The following is a 21,810-nucleotide window of genomic DNA, read 5'->3' as shown; positions in this document are numbered from 1 at the left end:
TCATTAACCCCAAGGCATTTCTTTTGTTACAACTTTTGCACTTAATTCTAATACACCTTTATTTGCATAGTCTGGATATGCTGCTTCAAGTTTTGCCACAAAATCTTTTGAAGTTCCACTTTCCTCAGAAGCTTGAACCGCAGTTCTTAGATAATCCATTGTCGCAGTAAGTGCTTGATTATTTAGGGATTTTTCGATTGATCCATGGCTAGGTACAATTATGTCAGCATGTAATGCTTGTAATACTTTCAAGTTCTCAATCCATGCCTCCATCGCCGCTTTTGAGCTAGTATCCGCTAAGAATACATGTATTTCGTTAAATACATCGATACCACCAATTAATACTTTTAGTTCTTTATTAAATAGGCTAGTTCTGTAATGATCTAAGCCTACTAGTTCAAATGTTAACCCCTGAAAATCAATCACTTTTTCTTTAAATACTTGAGGTAATACCACGTTACTTGGTGCATTTTCTCCAAGGGCGTCTTTCCAAACTTTTAATTTCCCTAAGACAGAATGAACGATATGTTCAACAGTAGACTCTGTTGCATACGCTATAGCTTCTGGGTAAACGGCTTTAATGCTCTCTAATCCAAAGTAGTAGTCTGGATCCCCATGAATAATAAAGATTTTATCTAAAGATAAGTTATTTTTTTTCAGATACTCAACAATTTCTTTCGAATCAGACTGAGTAAATTTTGAGTTTATTAAAAATGCATGTCCTGCTTTCTCAACTAATGTTGCTGTGACCATAAAGCTTTTTTCGTCCGAACTAAACACCGTTAATTTCACATCTTTTTGATTTGTATCGATTGTTGTAAACATAGTATGTTATTCTCCTTTTGTTAAAGTTATGAACTAATTATCATATTTTTATCTTGTTCCGATAAAGTGAAACTTTAATCAGTGGGGGTTTTGTTCATCCCCCACTGATTATTAGCCCACACCAATCGGACTTTTACGGACAGTTGATCCCCCACCTAACTTCTTTGCTTCCACTGAATTTTGAGGTGGGGGTCTTACTGCCCGTTAAAGCGGGATAAAATCTCCCACTCCCATTTATCTGAAAGTGTAATAGTACTGGCGAATATTCCGGAGATAAATGTCAGGTAGCTTAAGATAACATGTTTGCTACTATATCCTAAATTTTCTTAATATAAATTTTTAAAACGCGCTTCAATTTTATCCGGCGTCATTACGCCACCACCAATAGGAATAATTTGATTATCCTTTTGTAAAAGTAATGAAGGATAGCTATTAACACCAAGCTGTCGAACTTTATTGAAATCATTTTGGACATCTATTATTGTTTCTTGAGCGTTTAAACGTTCTAATACTTGTTCAGGGTCCAAACCATGCTCGATTGCAATTTTGCGATATGTTTCTGGATCACTCAGACTTTGGCCCTCATAATAAAACGCTTTTTGCATAGCCGAAGTGAATTCTAATAAACGGTCTGGCGCTAATGAGCGTAAAGCTGAAAAACCAATTGCAGCATCTTTCGAATTCATTTTAAAAGTCCCTTCCTCCACCAATTTTTGATAGGAAGGACCAAATTCAGCACCTGTAAGTTGATTAATTCTTTTATTTCCTTCTTCTATATATGAAAAGTTTTTCATTGGTAAATTATCTAAAAATAACCCTCCACATAAAACCGTTAATGGTACTTCAGTGTGGTTTTTGTAAAATCCTTTAATACTTTCTGAAAAACCATAGCACCATCCACAATATGCATCCCATACGTAAATAAGATTATCTTGTTTCGTCTCCATTTAAATCTCCTACCTTTTTTTTATTATCCAGCTCAACTAAATTTTTGGTTTATATAAGTACATCTTTTTATACCTTATTCTTTTTTAGATACCTTACTATATTTCCCCAAAACTAATATTTCCAAAGAAAGATCCACCAAGGTTTTTAACAAAAGATAACGTTTCACCTTATTGCCCCGTAACAGAAAATACTAAAGCTTAGAATATGCATCGATTTGAATGTGTTAGTAACTTTCTACACCGGGTGGCAACGTATGGACCACCATCCTTAATTAAATATATAAATCATATTTTTAGCAGATATTAGTTGTAACTAAATTGATTACATCTTTATGTAACTATTTTAGTTACAACTAATATAGAAGTCAATTCTTTTTTTCGAAAACATTAAATTTCTACATTAATCTACAACTAATCCCACTCTTTACAAAAATATATCAACGATTATTCAATTATATCGATCGTAACTCCGAATATATCAACGTTTCGACACAACATATCGATTTACCGACAAATTTCGAGCGCGTTATCTCCTAAACTAACAACCAATCCCACACCCCAACGCAAAAAAAAAGCACCAGGTCCCCCTAGTGCTCTCCCTCTAAAACAAATGACAAGCCACCTGATGCCCCTTCGCAATCTCAACCATCTTCGGTACTTCCTGCGCGCATTTTTCAGTGGCGAATTTGCATCGCGTTCTAAATTTGCAGCCGGATGGTGAGTTTAGTGGGCTTGGTACTTCTCCCTCTAGGATGATCCGTTCTTTTCCTATGTTTGTTGGATCTGGTTCTGGCATGGATGAGAGTAGTGCTTGTGTGTATGGATGTGCCGGTTTTGTGTATAGGTCTTCGCTGTCGGCAATTTCTACTATGTTTCCTAAGTACATGACTCCGATGCGGTCTGATATGTGCCTTACCATCGATAGGTCATGTGCGATGAATAAGTATGTGACGCCTGTTTCTTCTTGGATGTCTTGCAGCATGTTTACGACTTGTGCTTGGACTGAGACATCGAGTGCTGAGATTGGTTCGTCACATAGGATAAAGTCTGGTTTTACAGATAGTGCGCGCGCGATGCTAATGCGCTGGCGCTGGCCCCCGCTAAATTCGTGCGGGTAGCGATATAAATGTTCTTCTTTTAAGCCTACCTTTTTAAGCAGGTCTAATATGATTTCTTTTTGTTCTTCTTTTTCATAAGATCCATGAATGTTCATTGGCTCACTAATAATTTGGAATACGTTCATTGCCGGGTTTAATGATGCGTATGGATCTTGGAAAATGATTTGCATTCTTTTTCGATATTCTTTTAGTTCACTTTCCTTTAAACTTGCGATATCTTTTCCGTCAAATAAAACGTTACCTGAAGTGACATCGTGTAAGCGAATGATACTTCTTCCTGTCGTTGATTTTCCGCAGCCAGATTCTCCTACTAACCCGAATGTTTCACCCTTTTTAATAGTGAAGCTTAAGTCATCGACTGCTTTTAATTGCTCTGTTTTTCTACCGAATAGTCCTTTTTTAATAGGAAAATACTTTTTTAAGTTCCGAACTTCAATTAAGTTTTCTTCATGCATGGGAATCACCTACCGCCCTATCATTTAACCAGCACATGGAACGCCTTCCGTCTCCAATTTCAAAATATGGCGGACGTTCTTTTTCACAAATGTCCATCGCATGCGGGCAACGCTCTGCGAATGGGCAACCTTGTGGCGGGTTTAATAAGTTTGGCGTTACACCTTGAATAGGAGCGAGTCTTTCTTTTACGCCGTTCGCTATTTTTGGCAAAGAGTTTAATAGCCCTTTCGTATATGGATGATTCGGCGATTGGAAAATATCAAGTACAGGTCCTTCTTCCATAATAAGCCCGCCGTACATAACGATAACGCGCGTACAGTTTTGCGCGACGATTCCTAAGTCATGCGTAATAAGAAGTAACGCCATATTCGTTTCGTTCTTTAAGTTTTTCATTAAATCTAGTATTTGTGCTTGTATCGTTACATCAAGTGCAGTCGTCGGCTCGTCCGCAATAAGAAGGTCAGGGTTGCAAGACATCGCCATTGCGATCATAACTCGCTGCTTCATACCGCCGCTTAGTTCATGCGGATATTGTTTTACCCTTTCTTCTGGCGACGAAAGGCCGACTTGTCTTAACAAGTTAATCGCGATCTGCTCTGCTTCTTTCTTTTTCACTTTTTGATGACGTATAATTACTTCCATCATTTGTTTCCCAATTTTCACGACCGGATTTAGCGCTGACATTGGGTCTTGAGAGATAAGTGAAATTTGATTTCCTCTAATAGAACGTAATTCTTTTTCAGATTTAGAAAGTATGTTTTCATTATGAAAAAGGATTTCCCCTTCTTTCACTTTTCCTGGTGACGTAACGAGAGACATAACAGACTTCGCCATTACACTCTTTCCGCTTCCAGATTCCCCAACGATACCGACTACTTCTCCTTTATTTAAGCGAAATGTAACGCCGCGAACCGCTTCAACTTCGCCACTTTCTATGAAAAAAGAAGTCTTTAAATTTTTCACTTCTAGTAGTTTTTCAGACACGCTTCTCACTCCTTTCACTTAACACTTTAGTTTTCATGTCCGGCTCCTTTTGGTGCGAAAGCTTTCTTCAACGCTTCACCAATTACGTTAAAACTAAGTACCGTTAAAAGGATAAGGAATCCTGGGAAGAGCGTTAAATACCAAGCTTCACCAATATATCCTTGCGCATTGTTTAGCATGCTGCCCCAAGAAGAATCTGGTTCTCTAATACCTAAACCTAAGAAACTAAGTGATGATTCCATTAAAATCGATGTCGCAATCGTTAATGTCGCGGCGATAATAATGGTTGATAAAATGTTAGGAATAATATGTCTTACAATAATCATAAATGATTTTTGTCCTGATACTTTTGCGTATAAAACGTACTCACGCTCTTTTACAGATAACGTTTCTGCCCTTACAATACGGGCGGTGTCCATCCATGTTAGTAATCCGATAATAAGAACTAACGTCGTAATTCCTGGTTTTAAATACGCATTTAATAGTAGCATTAAAAAGAATGATGGAATTGACATAAGCACTTCAACAACTCGCATTAAAAAGTTGTCTAACTTTCCTCCAAAATATCCGCTAATTGTTCCGACTGCGGTCCCGATTGTAATAGAAACAACCATCGCAAGGAAACCGACCGCAAGTGAAACTCGTCCGCCATATAACGCTCTCGTTAAGTAATCCCTTCCGTAATCATCCGTTCCGAAAGGATGACTCATACTCGGTTCTTGTAAGCGATCTGGAATCGACATTTTGCTAGGATCGTACGGCGACACGAATGCGAAAATTGATGCGACCGTTAAAATCGCAAGTATAATAACTCCCATTGCAACAAACTTATTTTTCGTAAAGCTATGTTTTATCGTTTGAAATCTCCTATTATTCATTCCAAATCACCCCCTCATTCGAATGCGCGGATCTACTACGCCATATAAAATATCAGCAATTAAGTTACCGAGAATTAACATGAATGATGATAGTAATGTAATTGCCATGATAATCGGATAATCAAATCTAAAAATAGCATTTACCCCAAGTGAACCAAGACCCGGCCATGAAAATACTGTTTCCGTAATAAACGCTCCGCCTACTAAACTTGGAATCGATAATCCGAAAATTGTAATGATCGGTATTAATACATTTCGAAGTACGTGATTAAATAAAACCGTTTTCTTTGAAGCGCCGTACGCATATTGAATTTGTACATATTCTTCTTCTAATTGCTGAATCGTACTTGAACGAATATATCTCATATAAACAGATACGTTTTGGAACGCTAACACCATGCAAGGTAAAATGCCGTGTTGCACAATATCCCAGACAGAGTCTTTACCAACGGTGCGCATACCCATACTCGGAAGTAGGTTCAATTTTAAAGAGAATAAGTAGACTAATAGTAGTGCAAACCAGAAAACCGGCATAGAAATACCAACGTATGAAATAAAGTTTACAATGCGGTCAAAGAATGAATTCTTTTTCACACCTGTAAATAGTCCAAGCGGTATTGCGATTACGAATGAGACGAGTAAAGATGATCCCATTAACCCAATTGTTGCAGGTAATCTTTCTGTGATAAGTTCCAAAACAGGACGATGATTTTGAAGTGAGTAACCAAAGTTTCCTGTTAAAATGTTTTTTAACCATAAAAAATACTGCACGTAAATTGGTTGATCTAGTCCTAAACTTTTGCGAATACGCTCCACATCAATTGGACTCATATTTGGCGTTACAAAGTTTCGAACCGGATCCCCCGGTGCTAGTTTTATTAATAGAAAAGAAATAATAGAAATAACAAATAAAAGCGGAATTGCATTTAAAAGCCTCTTCGCAATTACTTTATACACAAACTTCCCCCCTCAAGCTAAAGAAGCTGATTTCCACCAGCTTCTTTATTGTTTCTTATTTCACTTCATAAATCTTAGATAGATCTTCAAACATTGTGACAGGAATTGCTTTCGCTTCTTTTAATCCATCAAACTTTTTATCTACTGCAATAACTGCTTTCGGATACGCGATTGGTAGATAAGGTACGTCTTCTCTCGCTGTCTCTTGAATTTTATGGTATAGCTCTGCGCGTTTTGTTTTATCTGTTTCAACTGCAGCTTCTTCCCATAACTTATCGAAATCAGCGTTTTTATATCGTGCATAATTGTATTCAGCATTACTTAAGAATAAGCTCTTATATGAATCTGGCTCAGGTCCCATTATGTAACCACCAAATGTAATATCATATTCTTTATTCTCTTTATCTAAGCCTTTTTCACTTGCCGCACTAGCATCTAATGCATTTAGTTCAACTTCTAAGCCAACTTCTTTTAATTTTTGTTGTGTATATAACGCTAAGCTTTCCATAATTTTATTATTCGTTACATACATCACGCGTACTTTTTCTTTATCTTTCACGCCAGCTTTTGCTAATAAATCTTTCGCTTCTTTTTTATCATACTTATACTCTTTAATATCTTTCGCATAATACATAGCGTCTGGCGTTAAGATTGAATTTGCTGGTTCTGCAAATTCACCTGAAACGAATGCTGAGTTAATCATTTCTTTCTTATCTAACGCATGCGCAATTGCTTGGCGCACTTCTTTTTTCTTCATAAGCTCCGTATTCATGTTATAAGATAAGTAGAATAATCTACCTTCAGGGAATGTCACCATTGAGAAGTTCCCAGTGCTATCTAGTTTCTTAAAGTCTTGCGGCTCAATCATCTTCATGTTGATTTGACCATTTTGCAGTGAAACATTTGCTGTATTACGGTCTTTTACAACACGGTATACGATAGAGTCTAATTTAGCTTTCCCACCTACATAATCATCAAATCGATCTAATGCAACGTACTCATCTGATTTATACTCTTTAAACTTAAACGGTCCTGAACCTACAGGCTGTAAGTTTTTCTTACTCTTCGCTAAATCTGCTTCCCCTTCAAATACATGTTTCGGAATTGGGAAGAAATCATTCATCACACCTTCAAAAGATGCGCTTACTTGTGGTAAAACGAATTGAGTTGTTAACTCATCTACCTTTTTCACCTCAAGCGGCTTTCCTTTAAAAATAAAGTTTTCACGACTTGAGCTATTTTGCTTCTCATCCAAAATAGATTGGAATGTAAATGCTATATCGTCTGATGTAATTTTCTTACCATCATGCCATTTCAAATTATCTTTTAACTTCAGTGTCCAAGTTAATTGATCTTCTGAAGGCGTAAAGCTCTCAGCAAGAACAAACTTTTTCTTACCGTTTTCCATATGATATAGCGGCGCATATAAAGCCTGCTGCACAGTTAATGACACACGATCATTCGCATAAAGCGGATTCATCGTATCTGGATTATCGCTAACACCAATCGTTAACGTTCCTCCATCTTTCGGAGTCCCTGATTTACTAGTGCCCGCTTGCTTCGAATCTTTTTCCCCTGAACAAGCAGCTAATGCAATAAATAATAGTAGGACAAATGGTAATACAAACAACTTCTTCTTCATATTTCGACCCCTCTCGACTATTTACACCTATAAGAAAACTCGGAATTAATACCGAGTTTTCTTATAGGTTTTAAATTACCACTACCCTTATATAAAGTCAAACTTTTTCGCAAAGGTAGAAAGTTTGTAATCTATTAATGCATTCTTGCGATAAACCATATTTATGCGGAGGAGAAAATAAAAAGACCACGAATAAGTAGCCTCATAAAATGAGTTAAAAAACTATCAACTTACAGAAAATCCCTCTAAAATGATTATTTTATATGATCGAAAATGTAGAATGGGATTAAAGACAAAAAACACATTTAGGAGGTTATCATGACATTTGATGAATTGAAAAAAAGACCACCAAAAGGCAGTCTCAAAACTCAATCTTATTCCCTACCCCTTGCTCCAACGCTCTCTCATACAAATACTTCGCAACGATAATATCTACTACCGCCAAACCAACTGATTTGAAAATAGTAATCTCTTCATCATTTTCGCGCCCAGCTTTTTCTCCGCTTATAATTTGACCAAGTTCAGCGTGAATGGCGTTTGCTTTGAATAGACCTTCTTTTATCGGAACTTGAAGGTCTCCTGTTTCGTCTAGTGCTGCTTCTTTTGATTCGACTACTACTTTGTTTGCTTTAGCTATGGCATGTGAGGGTAGTTCTTGCATGCTCGGTCTGAATGAGCCGACGGCGTTTACGTGGACGCCTTTTTGCAAGATTTCTGAGAAGACTGGTGTGGTTGCGTTCGTAGTTGTCACGATGATGTCTGCTTCACGTACTGCTTCATTTGGATCCTTGTAAACGTAAGCAGGTTTACCAAATTTCTCTTGTATATATTGCGCAAATGCATACGCTTTTTCTTCTGTGCGATTGTATAAGATGACTTTTTCGATATCTCTAACCGCAAATATTGCTTCGGCAATTCCTTTCGCTTGTTCACCCGTGCCGATAATGCATAAAGTTTTTGCGTTATGACGAGCTAAATATTTTGTCGCTACTCCTGATAAGGCGCCCGTTCGGATCATCGTTAAGTACGATCCTTCTAGAAGTGCGAGCGGTTCTCCCGTTTGAAAGTCTGATAGCATCACAATCCCATTGATCGTTTTCTTTCCTATCTGTTTATTTTGCGGGACTACCGTTACTATTTTTACTCCAAATGCCTCAAGTCCTTCCGCTACTGAAGGCATAATTAATGCCGTATTTTGCTCGTTCGCAAATGGTAATGAGCCTCTTATTGGTGTAATCGTTCTTTCTGCGGAAAATTCTTTTAAAGCAAGCGCCGCGTATTCAATAACTTCATTCATATTTACTAAGTTTCTTTGTTCGTTCGCGCTTATGACAAGCATATCTTTCCACCCCCTCCTCTTATCCTAACAAAAATCCTCGATTCAAATCATCTCTCGGATCTACAACGAACTGATGAAATCCTGTAATAAAGGCATTCCCCGTTACTTTTGGAACGACAGCTTCATATGTATCTACTGCGGTTACCGACAATACTTCCCCCTCGAATTTCCCGTCAGTAATGCATTCATGGACGAAAATTTCTCCCTTTTGTAAAGCATCTTTTCCAAAAAGAGTTGCGATTCTTGCGGAAGTTCCTGTACCGCAAGGAGAACGATCTACTTGCCCATCAGCAAAGATTGTTACATTTCGTAAAGTTGCATCTTTCTCTTTCGGATCATCTGAGAAAATAACACCGTATATTCCTTTCAATCCTTCTTCAAGTGGATGTTTCACTTCCATTTTGCTCTCTATATAATGTTTAATTTTACCGCCCCACATTTGAATAGCAGATAAATCTTTGAAATCAACTTTCAAACCAAATTCTTTACAGTCTACAACAGCGTAAAATGCTCCTCCAAACGCGATATCTACTTGAAATTCATAGTTATCTATTTTAATAGGAACGTCTTTTTTGTATACAAATGAAGGAACATTTTCAAATGATACAGATTCTACTTCACTCCCGTTATATTTTGCATACGCAATAACTTCTCCGGCTGGGCTATCAATAATGAACTTTTGTTTTTCACCCTTTACTTCCAACATGCCTGTTTCAATTCCAACTGTAATAACAGCGATAATGCCATGACCACACATCGTACTCCATCCTTCATTGTGCATAAATAACACACCAAAATCAGCGTGGGCACTTGCTGGCGGTGTAATGATACAACCGTACATTCCGTGATGCCCTCTCGGTTCATACATCAGAATTTCACGAAGGTAATCCAAATGTTCCATGCAGTAGGCGCGTCTTTCCAGCTGCGTTTCTCCTTTTATTTCTGGCACTCCGCCCGTAATAATTCGAAGTGGTTCCCCAGCTACGTGTGCATCAATCGTTGTATATATTTTACTAACCTTCATTTCTATCTCTCCCCTATACGTTGATACTATTTCCAACGCAAGTATCATGCCAAATCGTATAGCATTACTTTTTTCAAATCCCCTCAGTAATGTGTATTCTTTTTTCAACAAATTCATATACAACTGTCTACTTTTTTATACACGGCTTGGACGTTACGTTATAAAACACCTCGATAACTTTGCAATTTCACTGGTACACACATGCAAAATTCCTTTTATCATTATTATTTTCAATGTAAAGTTACTTCGCTCCCCAACATATACTGTTCAAAAGCAAAAAGGAAGTGATCCCATGTATTACGGAACAAAGGGCTGGTACGTAGCTGAACTAAAAAAATTAGGTGTGCGCTATCATGAAGGAAGAAAACTAGAAAGTTACCGCGGACACATATTACGCAATTTATTAATCGCACAACAAGAAAAATTAAAAGAACAGTAACATTCTAATGTAACGCTATCGACGATTCTCGGAATATATCGGCGATTTGCCATGGAATATCGACTTACCGACAAATTCCGCTAATTCATCTATCTACACCACCAACCAATCACACATCAAACTACAATAGAAAAAGGTCACCCAAACGGGTGACCTTTCTCTTTCTATTCACAAACAAGAATTTGTCTAGTAAATGATCCTTTTCTTGTAATACAGCGATCTGTAATTTCAAATCCTGCTTCATGGATCATGTCATCCATTGTTTCCATCGTGACAACGACTACTTTTTTCGCGATGCGGCGTGCACTTGAAAGAATGGAGAGCTGGTCTTCTGGTGTGGCATGCGTAAATAAGTCATACGGCATATCGATAATGGCAACGTCGTAGTTCTCAGTAATTTCCTCGATTGGACCTTTTGTTACTGTTCCTTCAAATCCGAAATGTGCGATGTTTTTTCTTGTTCCAAGAACTACAAGTGGATTTATATCTCTACCAACGATGTTAATCCCCATAGAAAGTGCTTCTACTACTACTGTTCCAATACCGCAGCACGGGTCAATTGCTCGTACTCCCTCTGGATTTGGTACAGCGATATTTGCAACTGATCTCGCAACACGTGTGCTAAGAGATGTCGAATAACTATGCGGTTTTTTTATGTGATGATACCAAACTGGTTCGCTTTCTACATAGTGCCCGAAGTACCAGCGTCCTCCAAGAGGAACAATCCCGAATACACGCTCTGGATTACGAACATCCGCTTCTCCTTCAATATGCATGCCAAGGTCTCGTTCAATAAGACGTCTTTCTCCATATTCAATTTTATTCTCCCCAACGAGGTCATTGATTTTAACGAAGATAACTTTAAATGTCGCTCCCGCCAAATCAATTTGTTCCACTTGTTTTAAAATGCTTTCTAAGTCGTCCCCTTCATACATAACCTCAACGCGCTCTTTCATAAACGCACTTCTACTCGGGTCAATCTTGACATCACTTTTTAAAATATTAACGTGGGACTCCATTCCAAAGAACGAGCGCATTTCCAAGTAACATAAAGCACGCTCCTCCTCACGAAATGCATACGTATATATACAGGCAGGTGTTTTACTATGATTATTCAATCTATTATCATCCTCTATCGTTTAAAATTGTTATGATTACAATTACTCAAATACTTTTCTTTTGTATATAAAATTAAATGATATCATATGCCGGAAATAAAGAGAAACGTTAATAAATAAAAGAGACTGCCAATGGCAATCTCTTATTATTTATTAACGGAAAGAAGACACGTTGTTACCCATTTCTTCATAGTAATCTAAAATGCCTTGATAAATCGCTTCCGCTGCACGTTGTCTCCATTCTTCAGTAGCTAGTTTTTCACCTTCACCTTTAGCATCGATGAAACCTAGTTCAGCTAAAATAGCAGGCATTGTATTGTATTTCACTACATAGAAGTTTTCTGTCTTTACACCTCTATCATTTGATTGAAGTGCTTGTACTAAACGTTTTTGTACTTTTTCTGCTAGTACACGGCTTTCTTCTGAGTTTGGATTTGTTGCCGATCTGTAGTAGAACGTTTCTGTTCCTTCTACTTGTTCATTAAACCCGTTTGCATGAATACTTACGAAAATATCACCTTTATTTTCTTGTGCAAATTCTACACGTTTTTTCAAAGATTCACCAGGAGTATTTCCCGGACGCGTATCATCATTACGTGTTAATAAAACAGTAAATGGTGTCTTTTGTTCAAATAGTTTTTGTACACGTAAAGATGTATCTAATACAATAGCACTTTCATCCATTTTCACACCAGAATGCCCTGGATCAACTCCACCATGACCTGGATCAATGATAATCGCTTTTCCTTCTAAGAAATTCCCTTGCTTCACTGGATTTAATTGATTTTTATTAACCCATTGGAAACCAGCGCCCATGCGGATACGAATCCAGCTGCCGTTCTCTTCAATAACAGTTACTTGCTGTGCGTTATGTGTTCCCATTACTTTTGACGAAGAAGAAGCTTCTGCATAAGTAGTGAATCCTTCATTAATAACTTCTGTTTTCTCTACTAAAGGTGTCCATTTATCACCGTTACTTGTTGCAATTTTGATCCATCCATCTCGTTCTTCTTTAATTTCTACCGTTTGTGGATTATGCTGATTCGCACTAATCCCAGAACTTAATGATGGTGCGTGATATGTAATGAATTTTCTATCTATGTACATTTTCTTTGTTTCTACTGGACGATCACTATTCTTGCTAAATTTATCTGTTTGCGCAGTAAGCTGAGCTGCTTGTTCACGCGTAATAGAATCATTCGGTTTCCAGCCATTCTCTGTACCTAAAGAAAGTTTTAATTCTACTAAAATATTAACTTCTTCTTTACCCCAATGATTCTCTAAATCAGCGAATTTTGTAGGAACTGGTCCTGTTACTTTGCTTTTCAGATTATATGCTCTTACAAGCATAGCTGCCATTTCAGCACGAGTTACTTTTCCTTCAGGATCAAATACTCCTGGTTCTCGCCCTTTAATAATATTCTCTTTTTCCATGGCTGCAATAAATGAAGCTGCCCAACTATTTTTTGCATCATTATAAGACGGCTTTGCAATTGGATCTACTTTAGCACCAATTGCTGTTGCGATAATCTTTGCTGCCTGGGCACGTGTTAAATTTCCGTATGGCATAAAGTTACCATCTGGCATACCGTTAATTACATTTCTCTCTACTAAATAATAAATTGCGTCTTTCGACCACGCACTATCTGAAACATCAGGAAATTTCTTCGTTTCTGCTAAACTACTAATTGGATGTGCTAGTAAATTTGCTGCTAATAAACCTGCGGCTATTGCTTTGTACTTCATGAAAAATAAATCTCCTCTCAAAACTTCATATTCATACAATTTTTAATCAAGCTAACTAAAAAATATTAACTATTAATTAATTCCTTTCATAGTGTATAACATTATATATCTATAGTAAATACGTTTCCGGCCGTATAACAAAAATCGCATATATATAACTTATAATGAATGTATATAAAAAAACTTTAATCAGCCCTCACCAATCGGGCTTTTACAGGCAGCCCGGTCCCCATCTAACTTTTTTGCTTTCGCTGAATTTTGAGGTAGGGGTCTTACTACTCGGCAAATAGCGGGATAAAAAAGCGATTAGAACATGTCTCCTAATCGCTTTGCCAAATAAAAAGCTGATTAAAAATAATATCTTTAATCAGCTCTCTATTATCTATGAAATTATTCTTCAATTAAATTAGACATTACATATGCATACACTAATGCTTCTGTATGCGCAATAGAACTTTCATGTGTACGTTCAAATGCGTGAGAAGAATCAATACCCGCTCCAATTAAAGCGTGTTTCACATCAAATCCCGCGCGAATCGCAGCTGATGCATCAGATCCGTAGTATGGATAAATATCTACTTTATATTCAATATGATTCGTTTTCGCAAGCTCTACTAAATGTTTACGCAGTGCGTAATGATACGGGCCGCTAGAGTCTTTTGCACAAATAGATACTGTATATTCATCAGATGTTTGTCCATCACCTAACGCTCCCATATCAACTGCTAAGTATTCAACAGTTTCTTCTGGAATGTTAGAGTTACCACCGTATCCAATCTCTTCATTATTAGAAATTAAGAAATGCGTCGTATATGGTAATGTTACGTTTTCATCTTGTAATCTTTTAATTAATTTTAATAAAATCGCAACACTTACTTTGTCATCTAAATGACGTGATTTTATGTATCCACTCTCTGTAATTTGAACGCGCGGATCAAATGAAACGAAGTCTCCTACTTCAATTCCTAATTCGCGTACTTCATCAGCTGAAAATACGCGCTCATCAATACGAACTTCAATATTTTTCTCATCGCGTTTTGCTTCACCTGCATCTTTATATACATGTACAGATGTTTGATGCATTAAAATCGTTCCTGTATACGTCTTGCCACTTGATGTTTCAATTTCGCAATATTCCCCTTCTACAGAGTTCCAGCGAAATCCACCAATCATAGAAAGACTCAGGCGACCATCAGGCTTAATTTCTTTCACCATCGCACCTAACGTATCAACGTGTGCCGTTAATAAGCGGTGCTGCGCATCATTCTTCCCTTTTACCGTTAAAATAAGAGCTCCCTTATTATTACGTTTCGTTTCTACGTTCCACTCACTGACATAGTTTTCAATGAAATTAATAATTTTTGCTGTATTTCCAGATGGACTTGGAATAGAGACAAGCTCCTTAATCAGTTCCATCGTTTCTTTCGCATGATGTGCCATTGTCGTTTCCTCCTCTTTTTCTCTACTATTCAGTATACAAAATTCACCAGAAAACCTCTACTTATATAGCTTAATTTTCTAAATTGTAGTAAAATTCTTTTTAGTATATAAAAGGAGTTATAAAATATGAATATATCAAAAAAATATATACACATTGCACTCATTTGGTTTTTAGCATCATTATTTTGTTTACAAATCTCTTATGCCATTCATACTACTACTTCTATTACAATCGGCTGGATATTAACAGCTATCTTCTTCATTATTAGCTTCATTGCAACAAGAAAGCATAGCGTTACTCAGTAACGCTATGCTTTTCCTATAAAACTATTCTTCTGAAACATCTAATAAATAAATCCCTCTTTCAAATCCACCGCGTTCTATCTCTTTTTGCTTACGAAGGCGTTCCACATCTTCAATCGATGCACCTTCTGCACGCGCTAATGAAATGATAACCTCTAGCGCATCTGCAAGAGAATCTAGTGCATGTTCGCGTTCTTTCATAGAAGCAAATTCACGAATTTCTTCCGTTCCAATTTTCGCTAAAGCTTGTATGTATGCTTGACCTGTTAATTTTTGTGCTGTATACGTTTTTCCAGACATTAAAATCTTCTCTGGAACACGATCTCTTACTAACTTGTTATATGCTGACATCATTCATCCTCCTATATTTAATAACATCCGAGCTCTGCTTTATAGAAAAACCATTTTTTCTTCACGCACGCACTTAACATATCAATTCCTGATCCATGTGCTCTTACATGTGGAAAGAAATAGTGCTCTAAGTCTTCGTCCTTACCATATAGAGTTTGATACTCATCTGGAATCGCTTCTTTTTTCACATCTTTTTCTTTCGTCACCCCGTCAGAAAATGCAACACTTGGATGTCCCTCAAAAAACAACGCAGTCCGAACTGCCAAAGATGGTGTACTATGCAAAGCAGAATATGTAAGCAAAATAATAGTGATAACACCGATCATTTTCTTCATGTATTACTCCTTAAAAAAAGTGCTAACACAATTATACTAAAATGTGTTAGCACTTTCTCCCCTTTATCCCGAATTAACGAGCTAATAATCAGTGAGGAATGGACAAAATCCTCACTTCACTTTATTCCCCTTTAAATGCTGGTAAACGTTTCTCTAAAAACGCAGCAATACCTTCTTTATGATCCGCTGTTTGTCTCATTGCATATTGACCACGCTTTTCTAATTGCAATGTTTGCTCTAAATTAGAGCGATTTACTTCACATAAAATTTGCTTCGTTTGAATCATTGCTTTAATCGGTTTTTGTGACCATTCATTAATTTTTTGCTTCACAGCCGTTTGGAAATCTTCGCCGATTACTTCATCAATTAAGCCGATATCAAGCGCTTCTGTCGCTGATAATTTCTTACCTTCCCAAATAATTTGCTTCGTCATATTTTCACCAACGCGCTTTTGAAGGAAGAAATGACCGCCTCCATCTGGAATTAAAGCGATTCCAATAAAGTTCATCGCAATAACAGATGATATATCCGCCATTACATAATCAGCTGTTAACGCAATACTTAACCCAAGACCTGCAGTTGGTCCATGAATTGCACTAATAACAAGCTTTGGCATCGTATATAACGTCACGACAACTTCAGAAATGGTATTCATAATACCATCAAACTTACTTTCATCATTACTTGAAAGCATCGATTTAATATCCCCACCCGCAGAAAAACCACGGCCGTTCCCGCATAACACAACGATATGCGCAGAACTTTCCGCTACTTCTTTCAACTTTTGTAATAACTCTTTTAAGGTCGGCTCATCTAACGCATTTAACACCTCTGGGCGATTGACCATAACCGTTGCAACGTGGCCTTCATATTTCACAACGACAGATTCTGTTTTACTTGTTATTTCCATTATATATACCCCTCTTTTCTCCATAAAGATTATACTTATATAATTATAGAGAACCATTGAAAAATCCTTCTTTTTTTCTCAATTTTCTGTCTAATAATCTCACAATTTGTACATATACCGTATAAAACATACAATTCCGTTGAAAAATATAGAAATTAAAGTCGGTTTATCCATGCTTTTCATCTATTTACCATTACAATGAAATGGTGTATTCTTAAGTTTGATAAAAAAACAAATATTGAAATTCATTCGCCTTACTATATAAAAAAGGCTTTATACCCATCTTTTGGGTGTTGTAATAAAGGAATGAAGAACTGGAGGAACATATGGTTAATAAGTTGAAACAAACGGATAACTACTTCCCACATTTCCTATTGCTATTCATTGTGTTTCAACCAATTTTAGATTTATTAACATCTTTTTCAATCTATATACTACACATGAGCGCAACAGTTGGAGTTGTAGTCCGTTTCGCCTTTATGCTTCTTGCATTAGGATACCTACTTCTTCATCACAAACAACAAGATGCGAAAAAGTACATCCTCTATTTATGTTTACTCGGAATCGCACTCGCAATCGGTCTTGTAAATAATATGATGGTTAAATCTCCAGTTTCATTTGGAGAAGAAGTTAAATTTATTTTAAAGAGCGTATATCCAATTGTGCTACTGTTTGGATATATTATCGCCTTTAAAGAGCTAAAAAATAAAGAGTATGTATTTCATAAAATCATTACATATTTCTTATATGCAACTTTAATTTTAAGCATCACAATGATTGTCGCAATGCAAACTGGAACGGATTTCCCAAGCTATCCTCACTCAAAAGTCGGTTCAAGAGGTTGGTTCTTCGCTGGAAATGATTTAAGTTCTCTTTTCGCCATTATGTTCCCAATCATTGTCTTATATTCGATTCATAAAACAACTTCTTTCTCGAAAATATATTACTGGATTCCAACAATACTTGCGATGTATGCAAGTATTATGGTCGGAACGAAAGTCGGATATGGCGCAATTGTTATTACATTAGGCGTAGCACTTTTCTTCTCATTCATTGAGTACATGATAAATCGTAAAAAAGAAGGAAAAGGATTCACACATATTGTAAATACCGTTGTTGCCGCTGTTATACTAGGAGGTTTAATTGTTCTTACACCGCATACTCCTATCGCAAAAAATATGGGCATTCACATGCAAATATACGAATACAAAAAATCAGTACAAGAAGAGAAAGATCGAAAAGAAGGAAAAGTAATTAAAGAAGATCCAGAAGATGCAAAAAAACATGCAAAAGGTGAACTTACAGATTCTGAAGTAAAAAGTTTAATTTACAGCGATCGCGACAAATTCTTAAAAACATACAAACAGTACTATAAAGACGCACCGCTTTCACAAAAACTATTCGGAATGGGTTACGCTGGTAACTACACAGATAAAATTAAATTAATTGAAATGGACTTCCATGACCTATTTTTCGCATTTGGAATTGTCGGTTTCCTTATTTACTTAATACCACTTCTATACTTTGGTATTACATTATTCATCCGCATGATCACAAACTTTAAGAAAATCATGACCGTAAAGTATATGCTATTAGCGAGCACACTCATTCTGTCACTTGGCATTGGCTTTATGTCTGGCCACGTATTAACAGCGCCAGCCGTTAGTATTTTCTTCGTTGTTATTCTCGCTTATATCATTGTTGATTTTGAAATTGAATAGAAAGAAGGTGCTACGAAATATTAGTAGCACCTTCTTTTTTATTTAATTAATGTTTTACGTATTCTAAGCTTTCTTTTGCAATATACGCTTCTGTTACAGTAGGATTATCTGAAATAACTTTAACCCACGCTTTTCCATTTATTATTTCTTCACCAGTAACTGTGACAACTACATTTGTATTTAAACGATACAGTCGCTCATTTGATATACTAGGATTCTTTTTCACTTCCACGTTATTCATCACACGTGCAAGTTTGTACTTGTTGTATTCTTTTTTACCTAAATAAGAATCAAAACGGTTCATATGCCCCGCTACTTTTTTACCCCAGTTCGCATCAGATGCATATTTCGCATTTAAACCAGCAGCTTTATCACCTGTATATGTTGCTGTATAACGCCAATGTCCTGGATTTAAATATCCTTCATTCATGTATAATTTTGCTGCATGTTCAATACAATCTTCTTTTGAATTAAATGCTTCCCCGTTACCATATGGGCTATCGTCTGTTGCTTTTAAACCAAATAAATTATTTTTGTCTTTTGCAAGAGCGCTTGTTCCATAATAACTTTCATGAATTGCTAATGAATATAAGAATAATGCATTTACATTATACTTGCTTTCTACTTCTTTAAATTTCTTTCCTAAACCAATTAATGGAGAGTCTGGCTTAATCGATTTCACATAACTATCTAGTTGTTCAGCTGTATAATCTGTTTTCGAACGTAATGATAAATAATTGAAATATTGATAGAAAGTTTCGTCTCCGAATGTCTTTCCATCTACACTATACATTTGCTGTCCTTGCTTCATGAAAGAAGGTGCCACACCATATCTAAATTCTGTATATCCAGGTGAACTTGTATTATATGTATAATATTTATGGTATAAATATCCATCTGATTTCACATAATAAGACGACTGTTTCATTTCATTGGTAGGAATTAAAGTGATTTCATTCTTCTTCACATAACCTGTCAAACCAGAAAGTTGAACTTTCACACGATCTTCGCCAACTTCTAACACTTTCAATTCTGTTCCATACTGAATATACGTATATACTGTTGCTAAATTCTCATCATAAATATTAATGATGTTTTGCCCAGTTATTCTTTTCGCACTTGCAAAACCATCTTTAATCCATAAAAATTCGTTCTCGTATTTTACCGCATTCATACCTTTATTTTGAGCAGCCGTAACCGCTTCTTTATACGTATTATAGCGCTCTACTTCTTGCTCTGTTCCGTTTTCTCTTACATTTGTCACAACATATTTCTTAGTTTCTACAGGATTGCTATTTCCGTTTTTTTCAATCGTCTGAAGCATGCGATCCAACATAGCTGAAGCCATCCCTCTTGTAGCTGATAAATGTGGTCTAAATGTATTATCTTCTGGATACCCTTTAATAATTTGAGTAGCCACCATAACTTGCACATGCTCTTTATAGTTAATACTATCTTTGTCAGTAAAGGTAAGCGGACTTACAGCTACTTTAATATTTTTATAGTCTAACGCTCGCTTTACCATGATCGACATTTCTTCACGTGTAATCACATCATTTGGTGAGAATGTCTCGTTCGTACGACCATTAATAATTTTCGCTCCATATGCTCTACTTACACCATCATATAAACCGTAAGTCTTCGGCACATCCTCGAAATTCGAATCAGCTTTCGGTAAATTTAAAGCCCTTGCTATGAATGTAGCAAACTCTGCTCTTGTTACTAATTTATCAGGCGCATATACATTGTCCCCATACCCCATTAAAACTCCTTTAGTAATAAGTGAGCGCATATTCGTCTCAAACATATGTCCTGTAATATCATCATTTGCCGCATAACTTGAAATAGGAGTTAAAAGTAATGATCCCGTTAATGCCACTGCTGTTATACCTTTTGAAAAAGTCTTCAAGGTTATCCTCCTCGTAATCTACGAATTTATTATCACAAATTTGATTATATAATAATCACAATCATTTTAGCATAATAAATAGGAATTAAAATAAAACGTTTTTTAATTTGAATTTTCATTACATTCAAAACAAAATAAAAGACACTTTACTTTTTTAATAAAGTGCCTTTTTCCATATGATCAATGAGTTTCTTTGTTGCCTGTTTGCCTTGCAACCGAAGCTCATCTATTGTCAATTGTAACTCTTGCTGCACAGTTCCTTGTTGCATTAATTGCTTTTTCGCAATTTCATATAAATATTCAGCACTCCATTCGCCATCCACACTTCCTATAACTGGCTGATTCACTTGACTTAAAAACGAATCAATTTTCGGATCATATGAAATCCCGACCATTGGAGTTTTGGCTACAGCAGAAAAAACTAGTGCATGAAGACGCATACCAATTAGTAATGAACATTGTGATAAAATGAATATTTTCTCATCGATATCCATTTTATATGGAAGCATATACGTCTCTTCTCCCATTAAGTCTACTACTTCACGCGAAGCTTTTTGATCAAATGGCTCATGCATTGGAACAAATAGAATTTGGTATCCTTCTTGCTTTAATTTTTTTAATGCCGCAGCTAATTTTTTTATATAATCTTCTTTTGCATTCCAATAACGCACACTAACCGCGATTACTTTTCCATGTATCGAATGCTTTTGCAACCAATCCGATTGTTTTGTCCGTTTCCATGTTAAAACAGGGTCTGGAACAATTTCAATATCGTTTTTTATGCCAAGTTCTTTTAAATATAAAAACGAATCCTCATCTCGAACTGATACATAGGAAGCTTTTGACAAGTTCCATTTTACTAATAGACGATTATATCCTTTTGTAATTGGACCTATTCCTTGTGAATAAATATAATACGGCTTTTTTAATAATCGAGCGAGTCCCATAATACCCGTATAATATAGAATACTCTTCGTACTTGTCTGATCTTGAAGAAGGCTCCCGCCACCGCTAATAACTCCATCACTGTTTTTGATTGCATGATAAACAGCTTTTATATCCCAGCGATCTACCGATTCTACACCATACATTTCCTTTGTATATTTAGAATCATTTGATAGTACTACTAGTTCTATATCCGGGTTCTCTTTACTTAACGATTCAATAATTGATTGTAGAATCGCCTCGTCTCCAACATTATAAAAACCATAATATCCTGATAAGACTAAACGCACCCTAAATCTCCTCCAAAACTAGGTAACCGTTTATTTCATCTAACATAAACTAGTACCCATTCCTTACCTAAACACTTGATACCCTACATAGTTTCCTCTTTATCAGTTCATATGAATTATAATAAAAAATTAA

The 21,810-nt window shown here is 36.3% G+C and carries 20 protein-coding genes; 3 read left to right on the top strand and 17 right to left on the bottom strand.

From position 1 onward, the window contains the following. Positions 1-3: 3 nt before the first annotated feature. The 9 genes from ACX9TM_RS04745 to ACX9TM_RS04705 form a co-directional block, all read right to left on the bottom strand. Entirely contained in the window at positions 4-825 is an 822-nt protein-coding gene (locus ACX9TM_RS04745) for an MBL fold metallo-hydrolase (protein WP_063220033.1), read from the bottom strand. 326 nt (positions 826-1,151) lie between these two features. Further along, positions 1,152-1,772, bottom strand: a complete 621-nt coding sequence (locus ACX9TM_RS04740; RefSeq protein ID WP_000448622.1) for a DsbA family protein — start codon at positions 1,770-1,772, stop codon at positions 1,152-1,154. Positions 1,773-2,373: 601 nt separating this feature from the next. Then, positions 2,374-3,345 (bottom strand): ABC transporter ATP-binding protein, encoded by a 972-nt coding sequence (locus ACX9TM_RS04735; protein WP_000544130.1) that lies wholly within the window; start codon positions 3,343-3,345, stop codon positions 2,374-2,376. Next, complete coding sequence (locus ACX9TM_RS04730; protein WP_065382229.1) at positions 3,338-4,330, bottom strand: ABC transporter ATP-binding protein; 993 nt, start codon at positions 4,328-4,330, stop codon at positions 3,338-3,340. The genes ACX9TM_RS04735 and ACX9TM_RS04730 overlap by 8 nt, the downstream gene beginning before the upstream one ends. Positions 4,331-4,356: 26 nt before the next feature. Then, complete coding sequence (locus tag ACX9TM_RS04725) at positions 4,357-5,208, bottom strand: ABC transporter permease (RefSeq protein WP_065382228.1); 852 nt, start codon at positions 5,206-5,208, stop codon at positions 4,357-4,359. Positions 5,209-5,214: 6 nt separating this feature from the next. Further along, entirely contained in the window at positions 5,215-6,165 is a 951-nt protein-coding gene (locus ACX9TM_RS04720; protein WP_000278778.1) for an ABC transporter permease, read from the bottom strand. Positions 6,166-6,220: 55 nt separating this feature from the next. Then, the gene (locus ACX9TM_RS04715) at positions 6,221-7,807 is read right to left on the bottom strand and encodes an ABC transporter substrate-binding protein (protein ID WP_033695771.1); all 1,587 of its coding nucleotides are present in this window, start codon (positions 7,805-7,807) and stop codon (positions 6,221-6,223) included. 361 nt (positions 7,808-8,168) lie between these two features. Continuing rightward, complete coding sequence (locus ACX9TM_RS04710) at positions 8,169-9,146, bottom strand: ornithine cyclodeaminase family protein (protein WP_065211942.1); 978 nt, start codon at positions 9,144-9,146, stop codon at positions 8,169-8,171. A 19-nt stretch (positions 9,147-9,165) separates the two neighbouring features. Next, entirely contained in the window at positions 9,166-10,170 is a 1,005-nt protein-coding gene (locus ACX9TM_RS04705; protein ID WP_017674479.1) for a proline racemase family protein, read from the bottom strand. Positions 10,171-10,378: 208 nt separating this feature from the next. Between ACX9TM_RS04705 and ACX9TM_RS04700 the strand changes: the two genes are divergently transcribed. Beyond that, entirely contained in the window at positions 10,379-10,609 is a 231-nt protein-coding gene (locus ACX9TM_RS04700) for a YflJ family protein (protein ID WP_139256965.1), read from the top strand. A 164-nt stretch (positions 10,610-10,773) separates the two neighbouring features. On the opposite strand, the gene ACX9TM_RS04695 is transcribed toward ACX9TM_RS04700, so the two are convergent. The 3 genes from ACX9TM_RS04695 to ACX9TM_RS04685 form a co-directional block, all read right to left on the bottom strand. Beyond that, positions 10,774-11,727: a TRM11 family SAM-dependent methyltransferase gene (locus ACX9TM_RS04695; protein WP_001059321.1), complete on the bottom strand. Its 954-nt coding sequence runs from the start codon at positions 11,725-11,727 to the stop codon at positions 10,774-10,776. Positions 11,728-11,880: 153 nt separating this feature from the next. Further along, positions 11,881-13,473 carry an N-acetylmuramoyl-L-alanine amidase gene (locus tag ACX9TM_RS04690; RefSeq protein ID WP_065382140.1) on the bottom strand — a complete coding sequence of 531 codons (1,593 nt, stop codon included), beginning with the start codon at positions 13,471-13,473 and terminating at the stop codon, positions 11,881-11,883. A 390-nt stretch (positions 13,474-13,863) separates the two neighbouring features. Continuing rightward, a complete protein-coding gene (locus ACX9TM_RS04685; protein ID WP_063535748.1) occupies positions 13,864-14,913 on the bottom strand; it encodes a M42 family metallopeptidase in 1,050 nt (349 codons plus the stop codon). Between the two features lie 126 nt (positions 14,914-15,039). On the opposite strand from ACX9TM_RS04685, the gene ACX9TM_RS04680 reads away from it, so the two are divergent. After that, the gene (locus ACX9TM_RS04680) at positions 15,040-15,219 is read left to right on the top strand and encodes a hypothetical protein (protein ID WP_001027085.1); all 180 of its coding nucleotides are present in this window, start codon (positions 15,040-15,042) and stop codon (positions 15,217-15,219) included. A gap of 21 nt (positions 15,220-15,240) precedes the next feature. On the opposite strand, the gene ACX9TM_RS04675 is transcribed toward ACX9TM_RS04680, so the two are convergent. From ACX9TM_RS04675 to ACX9TM_RS04665, 3 genes are all read right to left on the bottom strand, one after another. Next, positions 15,241-15,567, bottom strand: coding sequence for a nucleoside triphosphate pyrophosphohydrolase (locus tag ACX9TM_RS04675; RefSeq protein WP_001277350.1), 327 nt, complete (start codon positions 15,565-15,567; stop codon positions 15,241-15,243). 17 nt (positions 15,568-15,584) lie between these two features. Continuing rightward, positions 15,585-15,902, bottom strand: a complete 318-nt coding sequence (locus tag ACX9TM_RS04670) for a hypothetical protein (protein WP_000738198.1) — start codon at positions 15,900-15,902, stop codon at positions 15,585-15,587. Between the two features lie 121 nt (positions 15,903-16,023). Next, positions 16,024-16,836, bottom strand: a complete 813-nt coding sequence (locus tag ACX9TM_RS04665; RefSeq protein WP_001999174.1) for an enoyl-CoA hydratase — start codon at positions 16,834-16,836, stop codon at positions 16,024-16,026. A 302-nt stretch (positions 16,837-17,138) separates the two neighbouring features. Here ACX9TM_RS04665 and ACX9TM_RS04660 point away from each other — a divergent pair, with 302 nt between their 5' ends. After that, positions 17,139-18,533 (top strand): O-antigen ligase family protein, encoded by a 1,395-nt coding sequence (locus ACX9TM_RS04660; protein WP_000247538.1) that lies wholly within the window; start codon positions 17,139-17,141, stop codon positions 18,531-18,533. Between the two features lie 46 nt (positions 18,534-18,579). Here the strand turns inward: ACX9TM_RS04660 and ACX9TM_RS04655 are convergent, their stop codons facing one another. Beyond that, complete coding sequence (locus ACX9TM_RS04655; RefSeq protein ID WP_000847503.1) at positions 18,580-20,442, bottom strand: S-layer homology domain-containing protein; 1,863 nt, start codon at positions 20,440-20,442, stop codon at positions 18,580-18,582. A gap of 146 nt (positions 20,443-20,588) precedes the next feature. Further along, entirely contained in the window at positions 20,589-21,677 is a 1,089-nt protein-coding gene (csaB, locus tag ACX9TM_RS04650; RefSeq protein ID WP_001241591.1) for a polysaccharide pyruvyl transferase CsaB, read from the bottom strand. Positions 21,678-21,810 lie beyond the last annotated feature (133 nt).

It is taken from the genome of Bacillus sp. LH1 (genome assembly GCF_057924895.1).
This window is presented reverse-complemented; position numbering and strand designations above follow the sequence as displayed.

Bases quoted from the DNA above. Each gene is read 5' to 3' on its own strand.
- ACX9TM_RS04745 (WP_063220033.1), bottom strand. From the start codon at position 825: ATGTTTACAACAATCGATACAAATCAAAAAGATGTGAAATTAACGGTG.
- ACX9TM_RS04740 (WP_000448622.1), bottom strand. From the start codon at position 1,772: ATGGAGACGAAACAAGATAATCTTATTTACGTATGGGATGCATATTGT.
- ACX9TM_RS04735 (WP_000544130.1), bottom strand. From the start codon at position 3,345: ATGCATGAAGAAAACTTAATTGAAGTTCGGAACTTAAAAAAGTATTTT.
- ACX9TM_RS04725 (WP_065382228.1), bottom strand. From the start codon at position 5,208: ATGAATAATAGGAGATTTCAAACGATAAAACATAGCTTTACGAAAAAT.
- ACX9TM_RS04715 (WP_033695771.1), bottom strand. From the start codon at position 7,807: ATGAAGAAGAAGTTGTTTGTATTACCATTTGTCCTACTATTATTTATT.
- ACX9TM_RS04710 (WP_065211942.1), bottom strand. From the start codon at position 9,146: ATGCTTGTCATAAGCGCGAACGAACAAAGAAACTTAGTAAATATGAAT.
- ACX9TM_RS04705 (WP_017674479.1), bottom strand. From the start codon at position 10,170: ATGAAGGTTAGTAAAATATATACAACGATTGATGCACACGTAGCTGGG.
- ACX9TM_RS04690 (WP_065382140.1), bottom strand. From the start codon at position 13,473: ATGAAGTACAAAGCAATAGCCGCAGGTTTATTAGCAGCAAATTTACTA.
- ACX9TM_RS04685 (WP_063535748.1), bottom strand. From the start codon at position 14,913: ATGGCACATCATGCGAAAGAAACGATGGAACTGATTAAGGAGCTTGTC.
- ACX9TM_RS04680 (WP_001027085.1), top strand. From the start codon at position 15,040: ATGAATATATCAAAAAAATATATACACATTGCACTCATTTGGTTTTTA.
- ACX9TM_RS04675 (WP_001277350.1), bottom strand. From the start codon at position 15,567: ATGTCAGCATATAACAAGTTAGTAAGAGATCGTGTTCCAGAGAAGATT.
- ACX9TM_RS04670 (WP_000738198.1), bottom strand. From the start codon at position 15,902: ATGAAGAAAATGATCGGTGTTATCACTATTATTTTGCTTACATATTCT.
- ACX9TM_RS04665 (WP_001999174.1), bottom strand. From the start codon at position 16,836: ATGGAGAAAAGAGGGGTATATATAATGGAAATAACAAGTAAAACAGAA.
- ACX9TM_RS04660 (WP_000247538.1), top strand. From the start codon at position 17,139: ATGGTTAATAAGTTGAAACAAACGGATAACTACTTCCCACATTTCCTA.